The organism is Microbulbifer sp. SE14 (genome assembly GCF_059834885.1).
Genome location: NZ_JCBAJA010000020.1, coordinates 76,869 through 101,133, shown reverse-complemented (window position 1 = coordinate 101,133; position 24,265 = coordinate 76,869). Strand labels below are relative to the sequence as shown.

Annotated in this window: 19 protein-coding genes and 1 pseudogene; 11 read left to right on the top strand and 9 right to left on the bottom strand. The window is 60.4% G+C overall.

Going from position 1 to position 24,265, the window contains the following annotated elements; all coding sequences use genetic code 11:
* Positions 1 to 526 precede the first annotated feature (526 nt).
* From AC6R19_RS14720 to AC6R19_RS14700, 5 genes and pseudogenes are all read left to right on the top strand, one after another.
* The gene (locus tag AC6R19_RS14720) at positions 527 to 964 is read left to right on the top strand and encodes a DUF3592 domain-containing protein (RefSeq protein WP_500580590.1); all 438 of its coding nucleotides are present in this window, start codon (positions 527 to 529) and stop codon (positions 962 to 964) included.
* 630 nt (positions 965 to 1,594) lie between these two features.
* Positions 1,595 to 2,584: pseudogene (locus AC6R19_RS14715) on the top strand (reverse transcriptase domain-containing protein).
* Between the two features lie 1,471 nt (positions 2,585 to 4,055).
* Positions 4,056 to 4,559 carry a hypothetical protein gene (locus tag AC6R19_RS14710; RefSeq protein WP_500580589.1) on the top strand — a complete coding sequence of 168 codons (504 nt, stop codon included), beginning with the start codon at positions 4,056 to 4,058 and terminating at the stop codon, positions 4,557 to 4,559.
* A gap of 120 nt (positions 4,560 to 4,679) precedes the next feature.
* Positions 4,680 to 5,462 carry an MBL fold metallo-hydrolase gene (locus tag AC6R19_RS14705; RefSeq protein WP_500580588.1) on the top strand — a complete coding sequence of 261 codons (783 nt, stop codon included), beginning with the start codon at positions 4,680 to 4,682 and terminating at the stop codon, positions 5,460 to 5,462.
* Positions 5,463 to 5,548: 86 nt separating this feature from the next.
* Positions 5,549 to 5,872: a hypothetical protein gene (locus AC6R19_RS14700; RefSeq protein WP_500580587.1), complete on the top strand. Its 324-nt coding sequence runs from the start codon at positions 5,549 to 5,551 to the stop codon at positions 5,870 to 5,872.
* A 155-nt stretch (positions 5,873 to 6,027) separates the two neighbouring features.
* Here AC6R19_RS14700 and AC6R19_RS14695 read toward each other — a convergent pair whose 3' ends face one another.
* From AC6R19_RS14695 to AC6R19_RS14655, 9 genes are all read right to left on the bottom strand, one after another.
* Entirely contained in the window at positions 6,028 to 7,626 is a 1,599-nt protein-coding gene (locus AC6R19_RS14695) for a hypothetical protein (RefSeq protein WP_500580586.1), read from the bottom strand.
* A complete protein-coding gene (locus AC6R19_RS14690) occupies positions 7,623 to 9,836 on the bottom strand; it encodes a hypothetical protein (protein ID WP_500580585.1) in 2,214 nt (737 codons plus the stop codon). Before AC6R19_RS14690 ends, AC6R19_RS14695 begins: the two co-directional genes overlap by 4 nt.
* Entirely contained in the window at positions 9,829 to 10,980 is a 1,152-nt protein-coding gene (locus AC6R19_RS14685) for a BatA domain-containing protein (RefSeq protein ID WP_500580584.1), read from the bottom strand. The genes AC6R19_RS14690 and AC6R19_RS14685 overlap by 8 nt, the downstream gene beginning before the upstream one ends.
* Position 10,981: 1 nt before the next feature.
* Complete coding sequence (locus AC6R19_RS14680) at positions 10,982 to 11,887, bottom strand: DUF58 domain-containing protein (protein ID WP_500580583.1); 906 nt, start codon at positions 11,885 to 11,887, stop codon at positions 10,982 to 10,984.
* A gap of 32 nt (positions 11,888 to 11,919) precedes the next feature.
* A complete protein-coding gene (locus AC6R19_RS14675; RefSeq protein WP_500580582.1) occupies positions 11,920 to 12,918 on the bottom strand; it encodes an AAA family ATPase in 999 nt (332 codons plus the stop codon).
* 6 nt (positions 12,919 to 12,924) lie between these two features.
* Positions 12,925 to 13,629, bottom strand: a complete 705-nt coding sequence (locus tag AC6R19_RS14670) for a DUF4159 domain-containing protein (protein WP_500580581.1) — start codon at positions 13,627 to 13,629, stop codon at positions 12,925 to 12,927.
* A gap of 113 nt (positions 13,630 to 13,742) precedes the next feature.
* Positions 13,743 to 15,374 carry a TldD/PmbA family protein gene (locus tag AC6R19_RS14665; RefSeq protein WP_500580580.1) on the bottom strand — a complete coding sequence of 544 codons (1,632 nt, stop codon included), beginning with the start codon at positions 15,372 to 15,374 and terminating at the stop codon, positions 13,743 to 13,745.
* A gap of 27 nt (positions 15,375 to 15,401) precedes the next feature.
* Complete coding sequence (locus tag AC6R19_RS14660) at positions 15,402 to 16,733, bottom strand: TldD/PmbA family protein (protein WP_500580579.1); 1,332 nt, start codon at positions 16,731 to 16,733, stop codon at positions 15,402 to 15,404.
* A 134-nt stretch (positions 16,734 to 16,867) separates the two neighbouring features.
* Positions 16,868 to 18,511 (bottom strand): TldD/PmbA family protein, encoded by a 1,644-nt coding sequence (locus AC6R19_RS14655; RefSeq protein ID WP_500580578.1) that lies wholly within the window; start codon positions 18,509 to 18,511, stop codon positions 16,868 to 16,870.
* 372 nt (positions 18,512 to 18,883) lie between these two features.
* Between AC6R19_RS14655 and AC6R19_RS14650 the strand changes: the two genes are divergently transcribed.
* The 6 genes from AC6R19_RS14650 (at position 18,884) to AC6R19_RS14625 (ending at position 24,247) form a co-directional block, all read left to right on the top strand.
* Positions 18,884 to 19,339: a hypothetical protein gene (locus AC6R19_RS14650; protein ID WP_500580577.1), complete on the top strand. Its 456-nt coding sequence runs from the start codon at positions 18,884 to 18,886 to the stop codon at positions 19,337 to 19,339.
* Between the two features lie 29 nt (positions 19,340 to 19,368).
* Positions 19,369 to 20,031, top strand: coding sequence for a PspA/IM30 family protein (locus AC6R19_RS14645; protein WP_500580576.1), 663 nt, complete (start codon positions 19,369 to 19,371; stop codon positions 20,029 to 20,031).
* Positions 20,031 to 20,687 carry a YqiJ family protein gene (locus tag AC6R19_RS14640; protein WP_500580575.1) on the top strand — a complete coding sequence of 219 codons (657 nt, stop codon included), beginning with the start codon at positions 20,031 to 20,033 and terminating at the stop codon, positions 20,685 to 20,687. The genes AC6R19_RS14645 and AC6R19_RS14640 overlap by 1 nt, the downstream gene beginning before the upstream one ends.
* Positions 20,688 to 20,709: 22 nt before the next feature.
* Positions 20,710 to 22,404: a flotillin family protein gene (locus tag AC6R19_RS14635; RefSeq protein WP_500580594.1), complete on the top strand. Its 1,695-nt coding sequence runs from the start codon at positions 20,710 to 20,712 to the stop codon at positions 22,402 to 22,404.
* An 83-nt stretch (positions 22,405 to 22,487) separates the two neighbouring features.
* Positions 22,488 to 23,066 carry a zf-TFIIB domain-containing protein gene (locus AC6R19_RS14630; RefSeq protein WP_500580593.1) on the top strand — a complete coding sequence of 193 codons (579 nt, stop codon included), beginning with the start codon at positions 22,488 to 22,490 and terminating at the stop codon, positions 23,064 to 23,066.
* Between the two features lie 149 nt (positions 23,067 to 23,215).
* Positions 23,216 to 24,247 (top strand): DnaJ C-terminal domain-containing protein, encoded by a 1,032-nt coding sequence (locus tag AC6R19_RS14625; protein WP_500580574.1) that lies wholly within the window; start codon positions 23,216 to 23,218, stop codon positions 24,245 to 24,247.
* The last annotated feature ends 18 nt before the right edge of the window (positions 24,248 to 24,265 follow it).

The following is a 24,265-nucleotide window of genomic DNA, read 5'->3' as shown; positions in this document are numbered from 1 at the left end:
ACGGAATTCCGGGCTGAAATTTCTCTTCTTCGTCATCATATCCACCTGACTTTCTCTGTGAGTGATCATACACTCAAAACCAGGTGACCAGATTCACTATGCCACTACAATTTCAGGTTTGGTTGGGCTACTCGTTGGCCTAGTAGTATTTACAGTAAATTGGATCGTGTATGGCGGAGGTATGCCCGGTTACAACGCTCTATTGCTTCCGGGTAACATGTCGCTAATTTATATTTGGCACCCAATTTTTACTGAAGAAATTGATTTCTGGCCAAAACTTGTACTCCAGTCGTTTGGCCAATTTGGTATTGTTGCAGTAGTAAGCGGGGTCGGCGCTAAGTTAATAAGATGGGCGCTGCAACTCCGAGCCCAATAACAATGCCAGGCAGTACGCTCCGGGCCTCCGGCCCTCCGCGGGACGTCCTACTTTGCGCACTTTGTTGCGCGAGTCGCTTCGCTCCCATTGTCGCGCAAAAAGTGCGCAAAGTAGGCCGCCCCTGCTGGCGGGCGTTAAGAGCAAGTAGTCATGAAGAGAATTCTGCGGATAGCTGCTGCTGTTGCATTGCTCTACTTTGGAGAGCATCACTTAGGTGCATTTAGTACTATCCATAGCTACTATTCCTCAGATGCTACGGCCTCAACCACAGGGAAAATAATCGAGTCAAGAAAGCTGAGCGGGCGTAGAAGTTCATTCCATGACATTAAATATCAGTATGTAGTAGATGGTTACACCTTTGAGTCTGGTAAGGTTAGCTATCAGGCACCTGGATCTATTTACTCTCGCCAGGTATTGAGGAAGTACCCAGAAGGAAAAGATGTCATAGTTTATTATGACCCATTGAATCCACGGTACTCTATTTTAGAAAAGAGCGGTATAGATTTACGCGTATTTGTTCAGGCTGGCCTAGTTTCAGCTTTTGCTGCTTGTTTAGCGTTATGGCCCTCTACTAGGCCCCGCTCTTAACCAAGCGCTGCAAGGGACAGCCAACGCTATGGTGCGCCGAGCAAAGCTCAGGCGCAGGGGAAGTTGATTGACAAGGATGTGGTTAACGGAAACTGTGTATAGGTTTCCCGTGGGTGTAAGTCCCACCCGGGCAAGGCTGGTCACCACCCGGAAGCGAGTCTTGGACTGTCCAGCGGTGACGTTGGCGGTTAAGCGTAGACAGCGAGTCAGTAGGCCACGGTGATTGAGCACCGAAATTGGTTCATCGTGGGCGCCGACGCTTTCATAGCTGCGAAAGGCAATACCTGTATTCTAAGCTGACCTGGAATGCAGACCCACCGGTGTCGAAAAGCCTGGCATGCTGGCAAGGAAACCTTGGGAACTCGGGAGGTCTGTTTCGCTCCTTGTGTATATAACCGCTACGGGCCTGCGGTCAAGAAGTTGGTCCCGGCGTGCGGCTGGGTGTTGGGTCGCACGAAGGAAAACAACACCATCCAAGGTATTGCGTCGGAACGATAGAAAGGGCTGCCGCAAGACAACGAAACAGAAATCGGAGCTTTCCATAGTACCGAGGAAGCGGGCGAACCGAAATCCGTCGGGAGCCAGTGGAGGGAAGGGAAAGCCAATTCATCACACCCTCAGAAGGGAAACATGCAAGAGACACAGAGCTCCGAAACCATGTCCACCTCACTTCTGAGGTTAGCGGCGCTGGGTAGGGAATACCCGCAGCGGTGCTTTACCAATCTCAATCAGTACCTGACCAAGGACCTGTTGCGAGCAGCCTTTCATCATACCCGGAAGGACGGCGCCACCGGTGTGGACGGCCAGACGGCAGCCGGCTACGAGCAGAAGCTAGAGGACAATCTCGAGAGTCTTCTGGTTCGAGCCAAAGACGGCAGCTATCTCGCTCCAGCGGTAAGGCGCGGATACGTCCCGAAAGGCAATGATCGGCGCCCCATCGGGATACCGACCTTCGAAGACAAGCTGCTGCAACGTGCGCTGGTCTGGATACTGGAAAAGCTCTACGAGCCCACCTTCCACCCGAACTCCTTCGGCTATCGACCGAACAGGAGTACGCATCAAGCGCTGGCACTGCTGTACCAGCAGCTGCACAAGGCGGGAGGTGGCCATGTTATTGAGATGGATATCCAGAGCTTTTTCGATAATCTGGATAAGCATTAATTGCGGAAGTTCCTCCAGCAACGGATAGGTGATGGCGTGATATTGCGCCTAATCAACAAATGGCTAAAAGCGGGGGTAATGGAGGACGGAATCCTTCGTTACCCCGAACACGGAACGCCACAAGGCGGCGTTATCTCGCCCTTGCTCGCCAACGTCTACCTGCACCATGTGCTGGACCAGTGGTTCGAGCGAGCGGTGAGGCCCCGGCTACTCAACGATGCCTGCCTGATTCGGTTCGCCGATGACGCAGTGCTGCTAACGAGAAACGCCAGGGACGCCGAGTGGGTAATGGAGGTGCTACCAAAGCGATTCCATCGTTTCGGTCTCCACCTGCACCCGAAGAAGACCTGTGTCACCAGGTTCAAGCCCCAGGAGCATGCCAGTATCGACTTCCTGGGGTTCACCACTACTGGAGAAAGAACCGTCGAGGCGGCTGGAGCATCCGGCGCAAGACCATGAAGTCCCGGCTTGCGCGTGCCGTGAAAGCTGCAAGTCACTGGTGCCGAAATAATCGCCACCGGCCACTGCCAGAGCAATACACGAAACTCTGTAGTAAGATCAGGGGTCATTACGCCTACTTTGGAATCAGGGGCAACAGCGAATCGCTGGGGTGCTTCCTGTATCTGGTAAAGCGGCTCTGGATAAAGTGGCTGCGGCGACGATCACAGAGGCACCGGTTGAGCTGGGAGTTCGCTGAAAAACTGTTACAGCGTTACCCACTTCCGGCGGTGAGATTGTTAGCCATGAAACCTGCGAAGGCGATGAATTGAAGGGCCGGATGCGTTAGTCGCGCACGTCCGGATCTGTGGGGGGCGGCGGTGGTAACGCCGTCGTCTACCCGACCACATTTGTGCTGGTCGCTTCGCTCCCATTTTTGCACAAAGGTGCATAGTATTGTCCGCCCGTGAGCGCGGCGTTAGCTGCTTTCCAATCCCCGAACGGCGTCAGTGATTATGGAATTGGGTGAAAGAAGAAGTCTCAAGAGATTGATTGTTCCCGGACTGATTCTCATAGGCATTATCTGGTTGCCGTTTAGCTGGTTTCTCGCATACGTATCTATCGATAGTGGTAGGCTGGAAACTAGCGCCATATCATTTCTTTTAAGTGTAGTGCTTGGTGGCTTGGTGCTCCGCCATTTACACTACCTATATGAGTATCCGCTTGTTGAAATCAATGGAAAGCACATTATTATTACGGCTCCACTGAGAAAACGCGGTATATATGAGATCAGTAATATTCGTCGGGTTGTCATGTTTGGGCCGGCAGTCTTTTTTACCCACCTTGGGTGGCCAACGTTCGTAACGCTTCGTGGTCTTAATTCGGAGCAATTATCAAAGTTAAAACAAGCGCTGTGTGGCAGCTAACAAGCGCATGCAGCGGACATTTGCACCTGTGCTTTAAGCCCGGCAGGACAAGCCTGCCAAACTTAAAGCACAGGTGCAAATGCCGCTGATGCGGGCGTTAAATTTTCATAGGGTTCATGAGAATGTTCGAATGGGATGAAGATATCGCGGCGCTAGATATGAGCGACATTGAAAAGAATGGCCTGCAGGTTTATCGAAACTATACGAAGGCGTTCGAAAGGGAGTAGGCAAAAAAGTTTGCAGCTCAAGTTAATTCCCAATTTCACGATGTCTCGAGATTAGACAAGGTATGTGATGCAATAGCGTTTGATGATGAACGGCTTATTCCGGTAATAGCGTGCGCATTCGCTGATGAAGCGCTTGATGAGATGTACAAGCGTGAAATACCCAAGGGTATCCCGGGAGGTAGAGATAGCCTCTTCTCTGGCTATGGACCATTCTCAAGTCTGTCAAAAAGAATACAAGTCGCCTGCGCCTTTGGCTGGATGAGTGAAGATATACTGAAGGATATGGATTCTCTGAGGAGCCCTGGGTGACCGGGGTTCCTACGGCGAGAGGAGATTATTGTGATTCAGCAACGTCCAGGGGATATCCTGGAAATTGGATTCGAGGGTAAATGGTATTACTTGGTCGTCATCACAGAAATCTTCATGTTTGGTGGTAATATCGTTTATGCGTTCCACGGTGATGGAAGTAGGGTTGAGCATTTCGAGCCGAGCCCCATGAAAGTCGGGTTCAACATCTGCACAGACTTGCTGCTTCCCAAGAAAGAGGGTGAAGTAAGGAGGATTGGCAAGGTTGAAGACCCAAATGAGTACTTGGTGATAAATCTCACAAAAAGTTGCCACGAGCATCGTCCGGAAGTGAAGGCTCGAGAGTGGTGGCTGTACACCATCGATCCGCCACAAGCTTTTGTTAAGCGAGTGTCGCGATTGTCACGGAATGAAGAGCTTGCGATGGACTCAGGCATGTCATCTTTTGATTTGGCGGCAAAGAAGATAATAGCCGGGTATTCTCCGGACAAAAATCCGTTCATTGAGCGCCGAAGGTTTTGGGGCTTGTTTTCCTAACCAGTGCAGGTTCGGCGATGCCCTTTTCATTGCGCTTTCGGCTCCATTACAAGGGCGCGCATACTGCAGGCGTTAGACACCGTATTAAAATATGAGCACTGAGTATAAAAAGGATTGTCCGTGAAATTCACATTATTTTTTATCGCCGTTATCTGCTCAAAAATGAGCTTGGCAAGTTCGGATAATATTTTGGTAACCGAACTGTCCAAGGAGGCATTTATTTTGAAATCTATATATTACGGAACAAATATTGGACTGTTCAAAACTACAAAGGGAATTGTTTTAGTAGATCCTATGCCGGGGAGTGAAAATCTGGATGATTTAAATAATGTTGTAAAAGACCTTGTTGGTGAACCCGTGAAATTTATATTAAATACACACGAACACAGTGATCATTCGGGTGGAAACGCATATTTTATCGAAAAAGGAGGCATACTTCTTGATAATGCAGCCAATTTCACAGAAATTCATGGGCTGTTGGCCAAATCTCATACAACTGAGGATAAAGTTTTTTTTCACAAAATAAGTAACAGTATTTTTGTTGGTGATATTTATGACACCAGTTGGCATCCAACATTTTATGATGGAGGGTTGTCCGGGTTTAATAGTGCAATTGAAGCAATTCTAAAGCTAGGTAATGAAGAAAGTATCATTGTACCTGGACACGGTAAACCGACGAGCAAAGCTGAACTCCGAGTATTTCGGAAAAACACTTTAGATTGGGTATCAAGAGTAAAAAAGTTGAAGAACGATGGTATGACGGTTGTCGAAATTAAAAATGATGCGCAAATAAAAATTATTTTGGGAAAGTTTAACGTGGAAAACAAGGCCGATTTTATACCAGAAAGAGCACTTTTCCGTTTTATCGAAAGAACATTAGCAGTGATTGAGAAGGGCGTGTAATAAAGCCCTGCTACGGAAAATTTGCTCGCTGTCGCTCCAAAATTTCCGCAGAGCGCAGCGTTAGCGCTGAAGATATCGGAGTAGATGTGCCAACAAGAAAGAGAAAAAGTAAGAAGAAGCTTGATCCTAAATCAAGAATGAATGATGCCAAGAAATGGCTTTTAGGCAGGGATGCCCCTCATGATAACTATGTTTCGCGCTATGTTAAGCAGTATGGCGTATCCGAGGATCTGGCTAGGGATGAGTTGTATGCTATCGGATATTATGAAAATGTATATGCGGAGGACCTGAAGGCGGAGGGCATTGACTATGAGTTCATTGTTAATCCGTTAACCGGTGAGATGGTCATGGTTCCTGAGGGCACGGAAGAGCATGAGATCTACATGTACCCTGGTGGCGGCCCGTGCTAACCGCTCCACTTTAAAAGGATGAGCAAGGAGTCCAGCAACGTGCCCATCTTCCGCGGCCGTGATGGGCATGCTTCGCTTTGTCCACCCTACAGAAGTTGCTGCACCAACCCTTAACTTAGCGGCATTCGCATCTCACTTCACCTTGCACTGAAGCCTCAGCGCAGCATTCTGCGCTCCCGCCACCAGCTGAACCCCAGCAACAGTATCAACGCCAGCGCTATCCAGTGCCGGGGCAGCGGATGCCGCGGTGCTTGCGTATCGGCGGCCGGACCCAGGCGGGCGCTGGCCATCTGCCGTGTTTCCGCGTGGGCCATGGTTTGCTGCCACCGGGGCCAGGAGTCGCGCGGAAATACATAGAAATCGAATTCGCCGCTGCCGTAGTCGACGCGGTGCCAGCCGGGCTGCCTGGGCCACCAGGAATAGCAGGTGTCGCCGCCGCTGCCGGGCAGGGCAACGCCGGTCAGCAGAGCCTTCATTCCTTTATTATCCGCGGAGAGCAACTGCGGTGTTGCGCCAGAGAAAGCCGCGCTGCACAGAATCGTCCGCTGCTGCTCGCGCGGCAACTGCTTCTGTAGTCTTACCGGTATGTGCCCGGCGCGGTGGCGCAGTTGGTGGTCGAACAGGGTTTTCCACAGGCGGGCGTAGTCCGCGGCGAAACCGGCGGTGATCCAGCGGTAGCTGCGGTCGAACAGCACGAAACCGAGAGACTGGCCCCGGTTGCTGCGCGCCCAGTAAATCGGCGGGGCGCCGAGTTGGATATCGCCCGGATGCGTCTGCTGTGGCCGGTAACCGGCCGGGACCAGTGAGGGCATTTTTTCTCCGGCCGCCGGTGGATAATCGACCTCGACCGGATTCGCGGGCGTGAGCGGCATACCCTGTGCGCGGGTGTAATCCAGGAAGCCGCGCGGGCTGTCGGCGCCGGTGAGCCAAAGCAGGGATTTCCGTTCGGCCAGGGCCGGCAGCTGTTGCCGCTGCGCAGGGCCCAGCTGCGGCCACAGGTGGCTATCCAGGATCAGCAGATCGAAGGGGCCGTCGGGGTCCAGCAGCTGCCGGCTTCCTGCTTCCAGTCCGTTGAAGGACTCGCGCCGTACGATATCGGGAGCCAACTGGGTAACGACCCGGGCCGGGGTGCCGGATTGGCGCAGCCAGCGTGACAGGGCGGCGCTCTCAAACCCCGGGCGTGCCAGCCACAGCAAGACTTTCGGCGCCTCCGGCGCATGCACCTGCACCGGCAGCGGCTCGCGGCGCACGGCGGTGTCGCTGCCGGTTTGCGTCTCGATACGCAGCTGGTAGAGCCAGCGGCCGGCGAGTTTGGGTGTGTCGCTGAGTATCGCCTCGCCGCCTTCTGCGGCCAGCACGGCGCTGTCCACATCGCCATCAAACGGGTCCTCGAGGAACAGGCGGCCCGCAATGCCGCTGTCGTGCGCGATGTGCAATTGCAGTGGCTCGCCCAGCGACAATTGCCTGGGCCAGTCCACCCGCCAGCCGGGAGTCTCGCCCGCGCTTTCCACCTGCAGTCGCACCGGCGGCAGGTCGCGCAGCGCATCCCGGCTTTGCGGCAGTTCGATTTGCGGCGCGGCGGCTTTCGGCGGCAGCAGCGCGGGGGGATTCACCAGTGCCCAGGTGAGTCCCCAGATGGCGATCTGCAGCAGCGCCGCACCGGTGCGGCGGGCCACGCTTTTGTTCCGGCGGATGATCAGCAGCAGGGAAATCCCCAGCGCGGCGATACAGATGGCGGCGAACCAGAAATTCATCGGCGCCCCCCGTCCTGTTGCCGCAGCCAGTTGTCGAAACTGCCCGCGGCCGCGCGCTCCCGCGGCAGCGACGGCTGTGCCCGCGGTGGTGGCAGTAACTGGTGCAGCAGTGCGGAGAGCTGGCGGCGGCATTCGCTGCAGTGTGGCTGCTGTCGGTGCAAGCGCAGGCTTTTCGCCAACTCCACCCGCAACTGCGGCTGTTCGCGCAGCTGGCGCAGTGACTGCAGTTGCTCCGTCGCGACATCGTCCAGGGCGTCGCCGCTGCGCACCCGCTGCAGCAGTTGTAACAGCTGTTCGCGCTCCGGGTCGCTGCGCTGGGCGTTCAAGGGTGACAGCTTTACACCGTCCCGTTCGCCGCTCAGGCGCCGGCTCTCGTCCAGGGCCGGCGGCTCGAAACCGACCCGCTGCAGATAGATACGCGAGGCCTGCTGTACTTCCTTGATATAGCGCAGGGCGCTGTGCTGGTGGGGCAGGGAAGCGCGCGGCGCTATGACCGACAGCTCGCGGTGGGAGCTCCACATGGCATTCAGCGCGCTGCGCAGCAGCTCCTTGGTGTGCGGGTCGAACAGGGTCGCGTGTTCCGAGTTGTCGTGCTGGTGGCCTGCGGCGGCGACCACGCCGCTGGCGTCGCCGAACTGTTGTGACGGGGCCCGGTGTTCGTCCCCGTGATGTGCATGCGCTTCTTCGTGGACCTCTTCGCCTTCGCCGTGATCTTCTTCAGGGTTTTCGGCTTCGCCGCCGTGTTCCATTGCCGAATCCTCCTCGCCGAGGAAGCGGCCGTAGCGCATGCGCAGCAGGTTCTGCTCATAGGCGAGGGATTGCGAGCGCTTGCGGAAATCCTCTTCGCCGAGCTGATCCCGCTCCGCCAGCAGCGCCTCGGTATCGATGATCAGCTGGCGCTGGCTGCGAAAATATTCCGGCAGTATCTTGATCGCCATGCCCTCGGCATCGCTGAGCCCGAAAATCTCCGCCTGGGGCCAGCGGACAATAAAGTGCTGGCTCTTGTGCAGGTTCGGCTCGGGTTCGCGGTTGTCGCGCGCCTGCAGGAACCAGTAGAGTTCGTCGCCGGGCTCGATCTGGTAGTTCTCCACCGGCAGGCTGAAGCGGTAGCGCTTTGCGTCGCCGGCCGCACTGCTCGGCTCTAGTTCTATGCTTTCGTTCCTGAAGCGGACATTCTCGCCGTCGCCGCTCGCCAGGGTGATCAACAGCTCCGTCTCCGCCACACGGAAGTCGTCCGTCACCTCGACATCCACCTGCAGCAGCGGCGACCGCGCCTCGCCAGCGACCACTGTGACATTGTCCCGCGGCAAGTTGAAGGAGAACTGCGGCGGTCGATCGGGGTCGATCTCGATATTGTGAATCTGCGGCAGCAGTATTTCCTCCTCCCCGCGAAGTGCGGACAGCTGGTAAAAATCCGTCTCCGCCAGTGTCCTTGCCAGTTGCCAGTGGCGGCTGGGCAGCGGCCCCGTTGCAGTGAAGGCGAAGTGCTCCCGGGCGGCGAGCATCGTCAGGGCGTCGGCGGGTGTATTCAGTGTGATCCGCCAGGTGATGCGCGACTGTTCCGGCGCCTTCACCTGCAGCGACTGGGTCAGTGCGGGCAGGCCCGTGTAGGAGGGCGGCCGGATTTCGGTAACGGCCTCAGCCACCGCAACAGGCTGCGGCGCGGCGGCAGTCTGCGCCGCATCCGCGGCACCGCGCGTTATTTCCGGCGGCAGACTGTCGGCGATGGCAAATAGCAGCAGCCCCAGGCAGGCGCCGGCGGCATTGGCTACCGCGCTGCGGTGCCAGGGCGGGTGGAAATTTTTCAGGGCGCCGCTGTCCAGCAACTGCTGCAGCGCGGCGGCGGTGCGTTGCCGCTGCACCCGGGCCAGCGGACTGAGGCTGTCCGGTGCGCTGTCCAGCAGCTGGCTGCTGTCCTGCAGCGATGCAAAGCGGCCGTCCAGCCGGCGGCAGATTTCCACCGTGGAGAGACGCCAGTTGCGATCCAGCAGCAGTGCCAGCGCGATCGCAACCGGGAACGCCGGGAGAATCCAGCCCAGCCATTGCGGCTGGACTGTGGCGCCTGCGGCGGGCGCCAGCAGAAAGGCGCCTGCGGCCAGCGCCAGCAAGAAGGCGCCCGCGGCCAGCGCTAGCACAAAATAGGGCCACAGGCTGGCGACGCGCCAGCGGCGTGCGGCGCGCCGCAGCAATTGATCGGCGCGGTCAGTCACGGCCGACACCTCCCGCAACCGGGCGCGCCAGCGCGACACTGCGCTCCAGTGCGAGCAGCAGCACGAATGCCAGCAACAGCCAGTGTTCGAGCGGCACGGAACGGGAGAGGCGCACATCGGCCTCGGGCACCGCGATGCCCGGCGGCGCGGCGACGGACCAGCGGCCGCGGCTGCGTGCCTGCAGTGCCCAGTCCTGTTCGAACCACTGCCGCCACAGTTTTTCCGGCAGGTCCGAACGGCGGAAAAACTCGTCGCCGTGCCAGTCTCGCCCGTAGCGCAGCCAGCTGCCGCGGCCGAGCGCGGCGGCCTGCAGGGGTTCGCCGCCGGCGACGTCGACAAAGGGAATTTCGCCTGCCGCCTGCACGCGCTGGTCCGTGATCAGCAGGCCGCCGTCGCGGACAAATTTCCGCAGCGCTGCGGGCAGCGCACCGGCAGTGTCGTAGATCAGCCAGTCCTGCGCGCTGGCGTTGACGGAGTCGATGGCGTCGAGTCTTTGCAGTTCCAGCTGTGGCGCCGCGGTGTCCTGCAACTGCTGCAGGGCCGCTTCCAGCCACGGCGGCCCCTCGCCCAGCAGGGCGAGTTTTGGCAACGGTGTGGGGCTTTCCTCCCCTGCGTCTTCCAGCGCATGCCACTGCCAGTGCGGGCTGACCGACAGGGCCCTGTGGCCACTCGGGTTTTCCGCACTGCGCAGCAGGATATGGGCGCGGCGGAATTCGCCGGCATCGGCGAGGCTGGACAGGGTGTTCCACAGGTCCGTCGCCTGCGGTTGCGGCTCGGCTACCGGCGTCGGTTGCGGCTGCAGCCACAGTGCCGAGGCGAAGGCGGTGTTCTCGCGCAGGAATGCCTCGAGTTCGGCGCGCTCTATGCGCGGGTCCACCAGCAGAATATCGGCGGTGGCCGTTGCCTCGCGCTGCCAAAGCGGTTGTGCCAGCAGCAGTGCGAGCAGCACTAACAGCAGGATGCGCAACAGCAGCAGCCACTTTTCCCGCAGCATCAGCCGCTTGCGGTACTGGCGTTTTTTCTGCAGCCAGTGCACAGCGGCAAAGGTAATTTCCCGCGCGGCGTTGCGCCGCAACAGGTGAATCAGCAGCGGAAGCGCCAGGGCACAGAGCAGCCACAGCCACTGGGGAGACTGCCAGAGCATATCAGCCGAACCCCCCGGAACCAGTCCTGGAGTGCGCGCCGACAAAGCGGCGCAGCGACAGTTCCAGCGGCTGCTCAATGGCGACGCTGGTCAGCGCACATTCCTGCGCGGCAAAGCGCGCGGCCAGGGTTCTCTGCGCGGTGTCGAAAGCGCGCAGGTAATCGGCGCGCTGCGCCCGGGCGCTGACTTCGGTGATGGCCGGCGATTCCGGATCGCGGATTTTCAGTTCGCCGTCGAACGGAAATGTCTCCTCGGCCTCGACCAGGAGTTGCAGCGGCAGGCAGGGGCGGCCGGCGGCGTGCAGGCGCGCGGCGAAGCCGCTGATCTCTGCGTTGCGCTCGAAGAAATCGCTGACCAGCACCACCTGGCAGGGTTGTTCGAAGTGGTTCCAGAGCGGCGCCAGCTGCGCTTCCCCGGGCCAGTGGCCGCGCGCTTGCAACCGCTGCAGTTCCAGCGCTATGCGCCGGTGCTGTGCCTCGCCCTGGCCCTCCGGAATATGGCGGCTGCCGCCGTCGTTCAGGGCCAGCAGGGAAAAGCGATCGCCCTGGTTGTGCAGCAGCCAGCAGAGGGTGGCTATCCAGCACCTGGCGTACTGCAGCTTGGTCAGCTGCGGGACGGCGAAACTTGGCTGCGCCATGGAGGCGCTGGTATCCAGCGCGATGCAGACGTGCATCTGGCTCTCCTGTTCCGCCTCGCGCACATAGTAGCGGTCCGAGCGCGCGAACAGTTTCCAGTCGATATGGCGGATGGCGTCGCCGGGCTCGTAGCTGCGGTACTGCTGGAACTCGATGCCGGCGCCGCGGCGCTGGCTGTGCTGGGCGCCGAGCAGCATGCCCTCGGCGATATGGCGTGACAGCCACAGCAGGTCGCGGGTGCTGGCCAGCACCAGTGGGTCCGTCAGTTTCAAGGGATCAGTCTCACGATACCGGCTCCACCGTATCAGTCCCGCCCGGGTTCCGGTACGACTTCGAGCAGTTCCCGCAGCACCCGCAGCACCGTGACGCCGTCGGCCTGGGCCTGGAAGCTGAGCAGAAGGCGGTGGCGCAGTACCGGCAGCAGCAGTGACTGGATATCGGCGCGGGTGACGGCGAGGCGCCGCTGCAGCAGGGCCCGCGCCTTGGCGGCGAGGATCAGCGCCTGGCCGGCACGCGGGCCGGCGCCCCATTTGATCCACTGCTGCAGGCGGGAATCGCCGTCCGCGCCGGCGCGGGTCGCGCGCACCAGCTGCGCGACATAGCGGTAGAGGTCGTCGCTGACGTGTATCTCGCGCACCAGCTTCTGCATCTCCAGCAGCGCGCCGGCGTCCAGGCACGGCTGCGGTGTTGCCGCGGCGCTGCCGGTGGTTGCGCGCAGTATCGCCACCTCCTCCTCCTCGGCGGGATAGTCGATATGGATATTCAGCAGGAAGCGGTCCAGCTGCGCCTCCGGCAGCGGGTAGGTGCCGGCCTGCTCAATCGGGTTCTGCGTCGCCAGCACGAAGTAGGGGTCCGGCAGCGCCATGGTCTCGCCGGCGACGGTTACCGCGTATTCCTGCATGGATTCCAACAGTGCCGCCTGGGTCTTCGGCGGGGTGCGGTTGATTTCGTCCGCCAGCAGTATGTTGGTGAAAACCGGCCCGGCCTGGAATTTGAAGAAACGCTTGCCGGTGGAGTGGTCCTCCTCGAGGATCTCGCTGCCGAGTATGTCCCCCGGCATCAGGTCCGGGGTGAACTGCACCCGCTTGAACGCCAGCTCGCTGCAGTCCGACAGGGTTTTCACCAGCAGCGTCTTGCCGAGGCCGGGCACCCCCTCGAGCAGGGCGTGGCCGCGGGCCAGCAGGCAGACCAGCAGCTGTTCCACCACGGCCTGCTGGCCGACGATCACCTTGCCGATTTCCTGTCGCAGTTTTTCCAGGCCTTCCAGGCGCTGCTCTATGCGGTCTTCAATAGCGGTTTGCATGCTTATTCAACTTGTCAGTGCGTAGATAACGATGTTCACGGCGAATCTGGTGTTGTCGACGGCCAGCCAGCGTTTGTTGCGGTAGTCGTAATCCCATTCGCAGCCGAAATCCTTGTTGCTGTAGAGCACGGCGATGCGGCCGTCGACGACGATCGCCTTCAGGTAGTCGTGCACCAGGTCGTCGCCCCAGCCGTTCAGTTCGAAACTGGTCACCGGCAGTTCGTCGAACTGGAAGAAGCAGTGATACAGATCGTGGTCGTTCGGCAGCTTCTGCAGGCAGCCCGCGCCGAACAGCGCCGTCATCTGCGCCTCGAAGGATTTGGCAAAGAGACCGTCGATATCGTGGTTGCAGTCGTCGGCGAACACGAAGCCGCCGCGGTTGACATAGTCGCGGAAGTTGCGCGCCTCCGCTGCGGTGAACTCCACCAGCTTGTGCCCGGCCAGGTAACAGAAGGGGGCCAGCAGCATTTGCGGGTCCGCCAGCGGCACTATGTGTTCGGTGGGATCGACTTTCAGGCTGGTGTACTCCACCAGTGAGTTCAGCAGGTTGGACGGCATGCGCTGGTCCACGTCCCAGTCGCCGGATTCGTACATCAGGCGGGTGAAGTAGAAGTCGTAGTGCTGCCGGGAATTTTGCGCGCGCAGGCCGGCCGGCAGCGCGGTGGCGGTCAGCAACAGGTTTTGCAGGAAGTGTCTGCGGGTCAGAGGCATAGTTACAGCATAAAAACCAGGTGTAGGAGCGGCCCATGGCCGCGATCGGATTCCGGAGAAGTCGGAAAGATCGATCGCGGCCATGGGCCGCTCCTACAGGAACCTGCGAAATATCAGCCGATATTGCGCTTGGTATTGATCACATTGACACCGTCAAAGCGCGCCGTCGCGCTGCCGTGGGACACGGCGCTGACCTGCTGCGGCTGGCCCTTGCCGTCGAAGAAGGAGCCGCCCAGGCGGTAGTCGCGCTTGTCGCAGATCTGCGAACAGGAATTCCAGAATTCCCGGGTGTTCGACTGGTAGGCGACATCCTCCAGCATGCCGGTGATCTTGCCGTCCTCGATCTCGTAGAACAGCTGGCCGCCGAACTGGAAGTTGTAGCGCTGCTGGTCGATGGAGAAGGAACCGTCGCCGATGATGTAGATCCCCTTCTCCACATCCTTGATCATGTCGTCGACGGAGAGATCCTCCTTGCCCGGCAGCAGCGACACATTGGGCATGCGCTGGAACTGCACGCTGGACCAGCTGTCCGCATAGCAGCAGCCGTGGGATTCCTTCTGGTCGAGCATATGCACCTGGTCGCGGATGGCCTGGTAGTTCACCAGCACGCCATCCTTCACCAGGTCCCAGTTCCTGGTCTGCACGCCCTCGTCGTCGTAGCCGACCGCGCCCAGGGAGCCCGGCTGCACCTTGTCCGCAAACAGGTTGACCTTGTCGCTGCCGTACTGGAATTTGCCGCTGCGCCACTTGTCGATGGTGGCGAAGGAGGTGCCGGCGAAATTGGCCTCGTAGCCCAGCACCCGGTCCAGTTCCAGCGGGTGGCCGACGGATTCGTGGATGGTGAGCCACAGGTGGCTGGGGTCCAGCACCAGGTCGTACTTGCCCGGCTTGACGGACTTGGCGCTGAGTTTTTCCCGCGCCTGCTCCGCGGCCAGGCGCGCATCCTCGACCATATCGTAGGAGTCGCGGTAGAGCACCGTCTGCGACTGGATCTTGTCCTCGGCGCGGCCGTCCAGGTATTCGAAGCCGCGGCCCACCGGCTGGCCCAGGCCCTCGCGGGTGCGGAAGCCACCGGTCTTCTTGTCCACCGCGGTCACTTCCAGCGGCGCCCACAGGCGGTGCACGTCCTGGTCGATATAGGAGCCGTCGGTGGAGGCGAAATACTTCTGCTCGTTGACCAGGTACAGCATCGAATTGACGAAGCTGGCACCGGCATCCAGCGCGGACTTGTTCACGGCCATCAGCAGGTCGACTTTTTCCGCCAGCGGAATGGTCATCGCATTTTTCTGGATCGGCGTCGTCCAGCTGACCTCGCCGTAGCCCTTCTGCTCCGCCAGCTGCACCGGCTCCCGCTGGTATTTGGAATTGGCTTTTGCGGTGGCCACCGCCTGGGCCGTGGCGCGGGCGATGCCGTCCACGGTCATATCATTGGTGGCGGCAAAGCCCCAGGTGCCCTTGGCGATCACGCGCACGCCCATACCGAGGGACTCGGTGTTGACCACGTTCTGCACCTTCATCTCGCGGGTGATCACATACTGGTTCAGGTAGCGGCCGATGCGCACGTCGGCGTAGCTGGCCCCCAGCTTGGTGGCGGTGTTCAGGGCCGCGTCCGCCAGCTCCTTCTTCACTGCGACGTCGATACCGCTCTGGGTCAGCCGGCTCTCCGCCACCGCAATGCCGGACAGCGGCAGCAGGGAAAAGCCGAGGCCGGCGCCACTCAATTGCAGGAATTTTCTTCTGTCCATTATTCGCTCCTCAATTTCGCTGCGCCGTCAAACGGCATCGGAAAGGCTGCTGAAGGTGAAGTCGCGCACTTTCAGTGCCGGGATCATCGCCGAGGAGCCGAACATGCCGACGCGCTGGGCGCGCCCCAGCTCCTCGATATTGTTCAGCATGATCACCGGGCTCTCATTGAAGCGGAAATTCTTGATCGGGTATTTGATCTTGCCGTTCTCGATATAGAAGGTGCCGTCGCGGGTCAGGCCGGTGAGCAGCAGCGACTGGGGATCCACCATGCGGATATACCAGGTGCGGGTCACCAGCACGCCGCGGCGGGTCTCCTTGATCAGCTGCTCGGTGGACTTGTCGCCGCCGACCATGATCAGGTTATTCGGCTTGGGCACCGGCTCCGCCTTGGACTGCTCGGCCCAGTAGCGGCTGCGCGGCAGGTTCCGCACCACGCCGTCCCTGATCCAGTCGACCCGCGACAGGGCCATATGATCGTCCTCGGACCAGGGCTGCGCCGGCACGTTCAGGTCCGCGGGGTCCGAGTAGATATGCACGCGCTTGTCGAACATTTTCTCGCCGATGCGGTTGCCGCCGCCCTTCTTGCTCATGAAGCTGCGGCCCTCGTCGGCGCTGCGGGCGTCGGACAGCCACATCATGTAGCCGAGCAGGCCGGAAACCGCGTTGGGCTCCAGGATCACCGTGTACTTGCCCGGCTCCAGCGCACGCGCCTCCTGGGACTGCACCGCCTTGTCCACGGCAATGCGCGAGGTAGCGCCGGCGTCCATGGCGGCGAAGTCGGTGACGTCGCTCTCCGCCCAACCGGAGCCCAGGCCGTTCTCGGTGCGCATGGTCACGGTGAAATTGGCCGAGGTGGAGGCGTGGTAGCCGAACAGCCCCTTGGTGTTGGCCACCGCAGCGAAGGAGCGCGCATCCTCGAGGAAGCCGGCGGCGACCGCGCCCTGCTTTTTCGCCGCCGCGATGGAGTCCGCGGCCGCCTTGGCGCGCTGGTCCGGTGTTATCTCCGCGGTGGACCTGGCGAAGCCGTCCACGGGTATATATTTCTGCTTGCCCAGCAGCGGCATGGACTCCGGGTTGTCCGGCGACAGCCTGGCCAGTTCCTCCGCGCGGCGCATGACATTTTCCAGCGCCGCATCGCTGAACTCGTTGATGGTGGCGATGCCGGACTTCTTGCCGAAGCGCGCCTCCACGGCCAGCTCGATATCGTTGACGATACCGCTGGTGGAGACGCTGTTGCGGGCGTAGCGGATATTGCCGGTCTCGGCGCCGGTGAGCTGGGCGCTGGCGGCCTCGGCTTTGCTGTATTTCAGCACCTTGTCGAGAATAGCCTTGGCCTCACTTCTGGATAAAATTGCCATCTTGTTTTCTCCGAAAAATTATTGTTGTTCGCTGCTACTTGAGTTCGTCATTCCGGCGCAGGCCGGAATCCAGTTTCGTGGCACCTGGACCCCGGCTTGCGCCGGGGTGACGAAAGAAGCGATTCACTGTTTTCTTATGAAATCCTGCGCTTGGTGTTGATCACATTGACCTTGTCGAATCGGGTGGTGGAGCAGCCGTGGGAGACGGCGCTCACCTGGCTCGGCTGCCCCTTGCCATCGAAGAAGGTGCCGCCCAGGCGGTAGTCGCTGCTGTCGCAGATGGCGGAGCAGGAATTCCAGAACTCCTGGGTATTCGACTGGTAGGCGACGTCCTCCACCTGGCCGACGATCTCGCCGTTCTTGATCTCGTAGAACAGCTGGCCGCCGAACTGGAAGTTGTAGCGCTGCTGGTCAATGGAATAGGAGCCGCGGCCGACGATGTAGATGCCCTTTTCCACATCGCGGATCATGTCCCTGGCCGAGTATTTCTTCTCCCCCGGGGCCAGGGACACATTGGGCATGCGCTGGAATTGCACGCTGGACCAGCTGTCCGCGTAGCAGCAGCCGTGGGATTCCTTCTGGTCGAGCATATGCACCTGGTCGCGGACGGCCTGGTAGTTCACCAGTACGCCGTCCTTCACCAGGTCCCAGCGCTTGGTCTTCACCCCCTCGTCATCGTAGCCGACCGCGCCCAGTGAACCGGGCTGCAGCTTGTCGGCGAAGAGATTGACCTTGTCGCTGCCGTACTGGAATTTGCCGCTGCGCCACTTGTCCAGGGTCGCGAAGGAGGTGCCGGCGTAGTTGGCCTCGTAGCCCAGCACCCGGTCCAGCTCCAGCGGGTGGCCGACGGATTCGTGGATGGTCAGCATCAGGTGCGAGGGCTCCAGCACCAGGTCGTACTTGCCCGGCTCTATGGATTTCGCACTGTGCTTGGCCCTGGCCTGTTCCGCGGCGAGCCTGGCGTCCTCGACCATGTCGTAGGAGTTGCGGTAGAGCGTGGTCTGGCCGTGGATCTTGTCCTCCTCGCGCCCGTCCAGGTATTCGTAGCCGCGGCCCACCGGGTCGCCGAGGCCGTTGCGGGTCTTGAAGCTGCCGCTGTCCTTGTCCACCGCGGTCACCTCCATCGGCGCCCACAGGCGGTGCACGTCCTGGTCGATATAGGAGCCGTCGCTGGAGGCGAAGTATTTCTGCTCGTTGACGAGATACAGGGTGGAGTTGATGAAATCGGCCCCGGCCTGCAGGGCGGCGTCGTTGACCTCCATCAGGAAGTCCACCTTCTCGCTGATCGGCACCTCGAAGGCATTCTTCTCGATCGGTGTTTTCCAGCTGACCTCGCCCACGCCCTTCACCGGCGCCAGCTGTACCGGTTCCGTCTGGTACTTGGAATTGGCCTTGGCCACGGCGACTGCCTGGCGCGCGGCCCGGGCTATGCCGTCCGGGGTCAGGTCGTTGGTGGCGGCGAAGCCCCAGGTGCCGTTGGCGATCACGCGGATGCCGGCACCGAAGGACTCGGTGTTGACGATATTCTCGACGCGGGTCTCGCGGGTGATCACGAACTGGTTCAGGTAGCGGCCGATGCGCACATCGGTGTAGCTGGCGCCGGCCTTGCGCGCCGTGTTCAGCGCTGCGTCCGCCAGCGCCTTCTTGGTGCGGACATCCATGCCGTCGTTGGTCAGCTGCTCCGCCGTCACCGGAGTGCCGTACACCGGCAACAGTATGCCACCGGCGCCGACGCCGGCGATCTTGAGGAAATTTCTTCTGTCTATTTTTCTGATCATGGTCCTCCCCGGGCTCCCGACCGCGGAGAACGCCTGCGGCGGCGCTACCGGGAGCCGTTGTTTATTGTTATTTCATCCGCGCCACTGCGGAAAAATTCACCACGGTGCACAAAAGCTGACCCGCGACGGGGCCGCCCCGTGGAGCGTCCAATTAGGTTCGATGGGACAGGTAATCGCGCCGGGGAAATTTTGTAAAGGCGGTAGTCGTTGAAATGACGCCGTGCGGGGCCGAGTCGAAGCATCCGACCCGCACCTCCGTGCCAATATCATTGGCGCACAATTTTTCACCACGAAAGATTTCATCAAATACTCGTTGACCCGGTGTATACGCGTGTGTACTTTTGTATACATCCGGGGTTAAAGGGAATGACCATGCTCAACAAGAGCCAATCCATATCGGCACGCCTGTCGGCGGACGACTACGCCTACCTGATGTCCATCGACCGCTACGGCGCTGTCACCCAAAGCGAAAAAGTGCGCGAGCTGATCGCGATGGCGCGGGAGTCCGTCGGCATGCAGAGTTTTGCCCGCGCCTATATCGCCTCCGCCGAAACCATCCTGCCGGTCAAGGCCCGCTGCCTCGATGAGGGCGAGCGGAGCCTGCTGGTGGAGGCGCTGCTGGAATTGCTCGCCGAGGGTGCGGCGGCGGTGCAGGCCTGTGCCGATGATGAGCCCATGGCCCCGGCGCTGGAGAAGAGGGCGCTGCCCGCAATCGAGGCATTCCTGGAAAAAGCCCTGTTGATGGCCCTGCAGGAGGACCCGCGCGTGGCCGACCCGGATTCCGCAAGGCGAATCAAAAAACAACTCGATCTGCTGCTGAACAAATAGTTAAATCAACGGAACGGAAGGAGAAAACAATGAAAGAAGGACTGGTAAAACGCATTTCCCGCATCATAACCGCATCGGCCAACGCGCTGGTGGACTCGGTGGAAAACGCCACCCCGCAGCTGGTGATGGAGCAGGCGATCCGCGAGATCGACGATGCCATCTTCGATGTGCGCGATCAGCTGGGCAAGGCCGAGGCGGCCAAGTACCTGAGCAGCAAGGCCCTGAACGACGAAAACAGCCGTCACAGTGTACTCGCCGAGCAGATCGACATAGCGGTAAAAGAGGGCCGCGACGATCTGGCCGAGGCCGCCATCGCCAAGCAGATGGATATAGAGGCGCAGCTGCCGGTGCTGGAAAAAGCCATCAATGATGCCGACGCGGAGATCAAGGAGCTGAACTCCTATATCAGCGCCCTGCAGGGCAAGAAGCGCGAGATGCGCGAACAGCTGCGTGAATTCGCCAAAGCCAGCGAGCATATCGTCGACGGCGCCAGCGGCGAGGAGCGCGGCAGCAGCCGCAAAACTGCGGACAGGGTCGATCAGGCCACAGATGCTTTCAACCGCGTACTGGAAAGTGCCGGCGTGCCCACTTCCGAATCCAGCGCCGACGCCAGCAAGCTGGCCGAACTGGAAGAGCTGGCGCGCAGCAACCGCATCAAGGAGCGGCTGGCAAAAATCAAATCGGAGGCTTGATGGCTTTCCTGCTTGAAGACGGCAATCTGCTGTTTACCGGCGCCCTGGTGCTGATGCTGATGATCGCGCTGCTCGAGGGGGTAATGACCCTGATCGGCGTCGGCATCTCGGACCTGCTCGACAACCTGCTGCCGGACGTGGACGTCGACCTGGACGCGCCGGATACCGAGGCGGGCGGAGTGCTGACCAAGTTCCTCGGCTGGCTGCGCTTCGGCGAGGTGCCGGCGCTGATACTGCTGGTCGCCTTCCTGGTCGGCTTCGGCGTGACCGGACTGCTGATCCAGATGTTCGTCGACTCGCTGCTGGGTTTCGTGCTGCCCGGCTGGCTGCTGGTGATTCCGGTATTCATGCTGGCGCTGCCGCAGGTGCGCTTCGTCGGCAACCTGCTGCGGCGCTTTGCGGTCGGCGACGAGACGGAGGCGGTGGGGCGCAAATCCTTTATCGGCCGCGTGGCCGTAATCACCATCGGAGAGGCTGCGGCGGGTTCGCCGGCCGAGGCGCGCTTCAGCGACGAGTACGGCACCACCCACTATGTGATGGTGGAGCCGGACGGGAACGAGACCTTTTCCCAGGGAGAGCAGGTGCTGCTGGTGGAAGAGCGCGGGGCCAGTTTCCGCGTGATCCGCCCCACCAGCCAGCACCTGGTAAATAACTAAAAAGGAGAAAACCAACGTGAATATGATCGAAAACTTTTCCACCATTCTATTTATGGCCGGCGCCGTGCTGGTCGGCCTGATCGTGATCGGCACCATCTTCGCGCGCCTCTACACCCGCGCCTCCAAGGAGCGCTCCTTCGTGCGCACCGGTATGGGCGGGCAGAAGGTGATCATGAACGGTGGCGCCCTGGTGCTGCCGGTGCTGCACGAAATCATCCCGGTGAACATGAACACCCTGCGCCTGGCGGTGTCGCGCAAGGAACACCAGGCGCTGATCACCAAGGACCGCATGCGCGTGGACGTACTGGCGGAGTTCTACCTGCGCGTCAAGCCGGACACCGATGCCATCGCCAACGCCGCCCAGACCCTGGGCATCCGCACCCTGGACCCGGAAGCGCTGAAGGACATGATCGAGGGCAAGTTCGTCGATGCATTGCGCTCGGTGGCGGCCGAAATGCAGATGGCCGAACTGCACGAGCAGCGCAGCCAGTTCGTGCAGAAGGTGCAGCAGGTGGTGTCCGAGGACCTGCTGAAAAACGGCCTGGAGCTGGAATCCGTTTCCCTGACCGGCCTCGACCAGACCCACAAGGAGTTCTTCAATCAGGACAACGTCTTCGATGCCGAGGGCCTGGCCAGCATGACCCGCTCCATCGAGGCGCGGCGCAAGGAAGTGAACGACGTCGAGCAGGAAACCCGGGTGCAGATCGAGACGAAAAATCTCGAGGCCGAGCGCCAGCGCCTGGAGATCGAAAAGGAGAAGCGCTACGCGTATCTGGAACAGCAGCGCGAAATCGAAAACCGCGAGGCCGCGCAGAAGGCGGATATGGCCAAGGAGCTGGCGGCGCAGGAAAAGGCCGCGCGCCAGGCTGAAATCGAGGCCCAGCGCGAAGTGGACCAGTCGCGCATCGCCGCCGAGCAGGCCACCAAGCTGCTGGAAATCGAGAAGGAAAAGCGCCTGCAGGAGCAGGAAATCGAGCGCGAGCGCATCCTCGAGGAGCAGCGTATCTCCAAGCAGAAGTCCGTGGAGATTGCCGAGCAGGAGCGCGCAATCGCGGTAGCGGAAAAATCCAAGGAGCAGTCCGTCGCCGACCAGCAGGCCAACGTGGCCCTGGCGGAAGCAGTGAAGGCCGAGGAACAGGTGCGCACCGCCAAGGATGTGGAAGTGGCCGAGCGGGACAAGCGCATCGAGATCATCGAGGCGCAAAAGGAGGCGGAGCGCCAGGCCACCGCGATCAAGGTGGCCGCCGAGGCGGAGAAGGCTGCCGCGGAAGACAAGGCCGAGGCCCTGCGCCTGCAGGCCGCCGCCGAGGCGGAGGCCGTGCGTATCAAGGTGGAGGCGGACCGCGAGAAATACGCGGTGGACGCCGAGGGCCAGCGCCTGATGAACGAGGCCCTGAACAGCCTGAGCGATGCGCAGATCGCACTGAAGCAGGTCCTCAGCCTGCACGAGAACCTGCCCCATATCATCCGCGAGAGCGTCAAGCCGCTGGAGAGCATCGAGGGCATGAAGATCATCTCCGTCGAGGGCCTGAACGGCATCGACGGCCGCGCCAGTGGCGGCATCATGGACAGCGACGGCGATATGAAGAGCCAGAGCCTGCCGGAAGCCCTGGTCGGCAGCGCCCTCAAGCACCGCGCCATGGCGCCGCTGGTGGACTCGCTGCTGAAGGAGGCGGGTGTCGGCGACTTCGCCAAGGTACCGGAAACCGAAGCCTGAACTTGAAGCCGCCCCAGGGCGGCTTTTAAATGGCGAATGTACTTACCCGTCCCGTGGATTCCTACATAGCCACCCTCGAATCAATGCGGAAAAGAAAAATGATGAGATGTACAAGTTGTAGTAATGGCGTGCTGAAGCCGAGCTTTATGGATGAATTGTTTCGTGCACATACCTGTTCTTCCTGCGGCGGCAATTGGATACTGATTCAGGATTATCTGGCGTGGAAGGAGCGCAATCCTGAGCACGACTTTTCCGAGAGGTTGGAGGCTTCCGACGGGAGCGACGTAATGGAGTCGAAGCAGGCAATGCTATGCCCTGTCTCCGGAGTCCTTATGCAGAAGTTCCGAATCTCCGCCGGGAATGAACACCGCCTGGATTACAGCGCCGCCGTTGGCGGTTTGTGGTTGGACAGGGGGGAATGGGAACTACTCAAGACGGAAGGACTGGCCGGTTCACTTAATGCTGTAGTGACTCAACAGTGGCAGAAAAAGATTCGGCAGGATGGCGCTAAGGACAACTTTGCCGAAATTTACAAGCAAAAGTTCGGAGAGGATCTTTACGGCAAAGTCAGGGAGGTCCGAGAATGGCTGCAATCCCAGGAGCAAAAGGCAGATATCAGAGCCTATCTACTGGCGGAGGACCCTTACTCAGCTGAGAGATAGATAGCGCGAACACAAGTTCGGGAAAACCGAAGGTTGAGCTAAGTCAGATAAAAAAACGCCGCCCATTCAGGCGGCTTTTTTCTTGGTGGATGCGCTTCGCGCTTATCACCCTACGAAGCACACACCGTGCCACTCTGTAGGGTGGATAAGTGCTAAGCGCATCCACGCCGGGCGCATCCACGCCGGGCGCATCCACCAACGTGGCGGGCCGCCAACTTATCGGCTTTTATAAAACCATGGAGTACAAGGACTACTACAAAATCCTCGGCCTGGAGCGCGACGCCGACCAGGCCGAGATCAAGCGCGCCTATCGCAGCCTGGCGCGCAAATATCATCCGGACGTGAGCAAGGAACACGAGGCCGAGGACCGCTTCAAGGAAGTCAGCGAGGCCTACGAGGTGCTCAAGGATCCGGAGAAGCGCGCCGCCTACGACCAGCTGGGTAGCGGCTACCAGGCAGGGCAGGAGTTCCGCCCGCCGCCCAACTGGGACCAGGGCTTCGAGTTCCACGGCGGCGGTTTCACCGAGGCGGACCCGGATATGTTCAGCGATTTCTTCGAGAGCCTCTTCGGCCGCGGCGGCTTCGGGGAGAGGGGCGGCGTCCACCGCCGGGCGTACCGCGCCCAGGGCGAGAACACCTACGCCAAAATAGCCATAGATCTCGAGGACAGCTACAGGGGCGCCACCCGCCAGATTTCCCTCAAGCACTCGGAGCTGGGTCCGGACGGGCGGCCGCAGGTTCGCGAGCGCAAACTCAACGTGAAGATTCCCAAGGGCGTCACCGAGGGCCAGCAGATACGCCTCGCCGGGCAGGGCGAGCCGGGTATCGGCGGCGGCGGGGCCGGCGACCTCTACCTGGAGATCAGCTTCAACCCCCACCGGCTCTATCGCGTCGAGGGCCGGAACGTGTACCTGGACCTGCCGCTGGCGCCCTGGGAGGCAGCACTGGGAACAAAGGTGGAGGTGCCGACCCCGGCGGGTTCGGTCAACCTGAAGATACCGCCGAACAGCAGAAACGGCAGCAGGTTGCGCCTCAGGGGCCGCGGCATTCCTGCCCGGGAGCCGGGCGACTTCTATGCGGTGCTGAAAATCGTCTCGCCGCCGGCGGACAGTGAGGAGGAAAAGGAGGCCTACCGCCGCTTCAGCGATGCCTTCAAATTCAATCCCCGCAGTGGCTTGTGAGGCAGTGCAATGGCAACG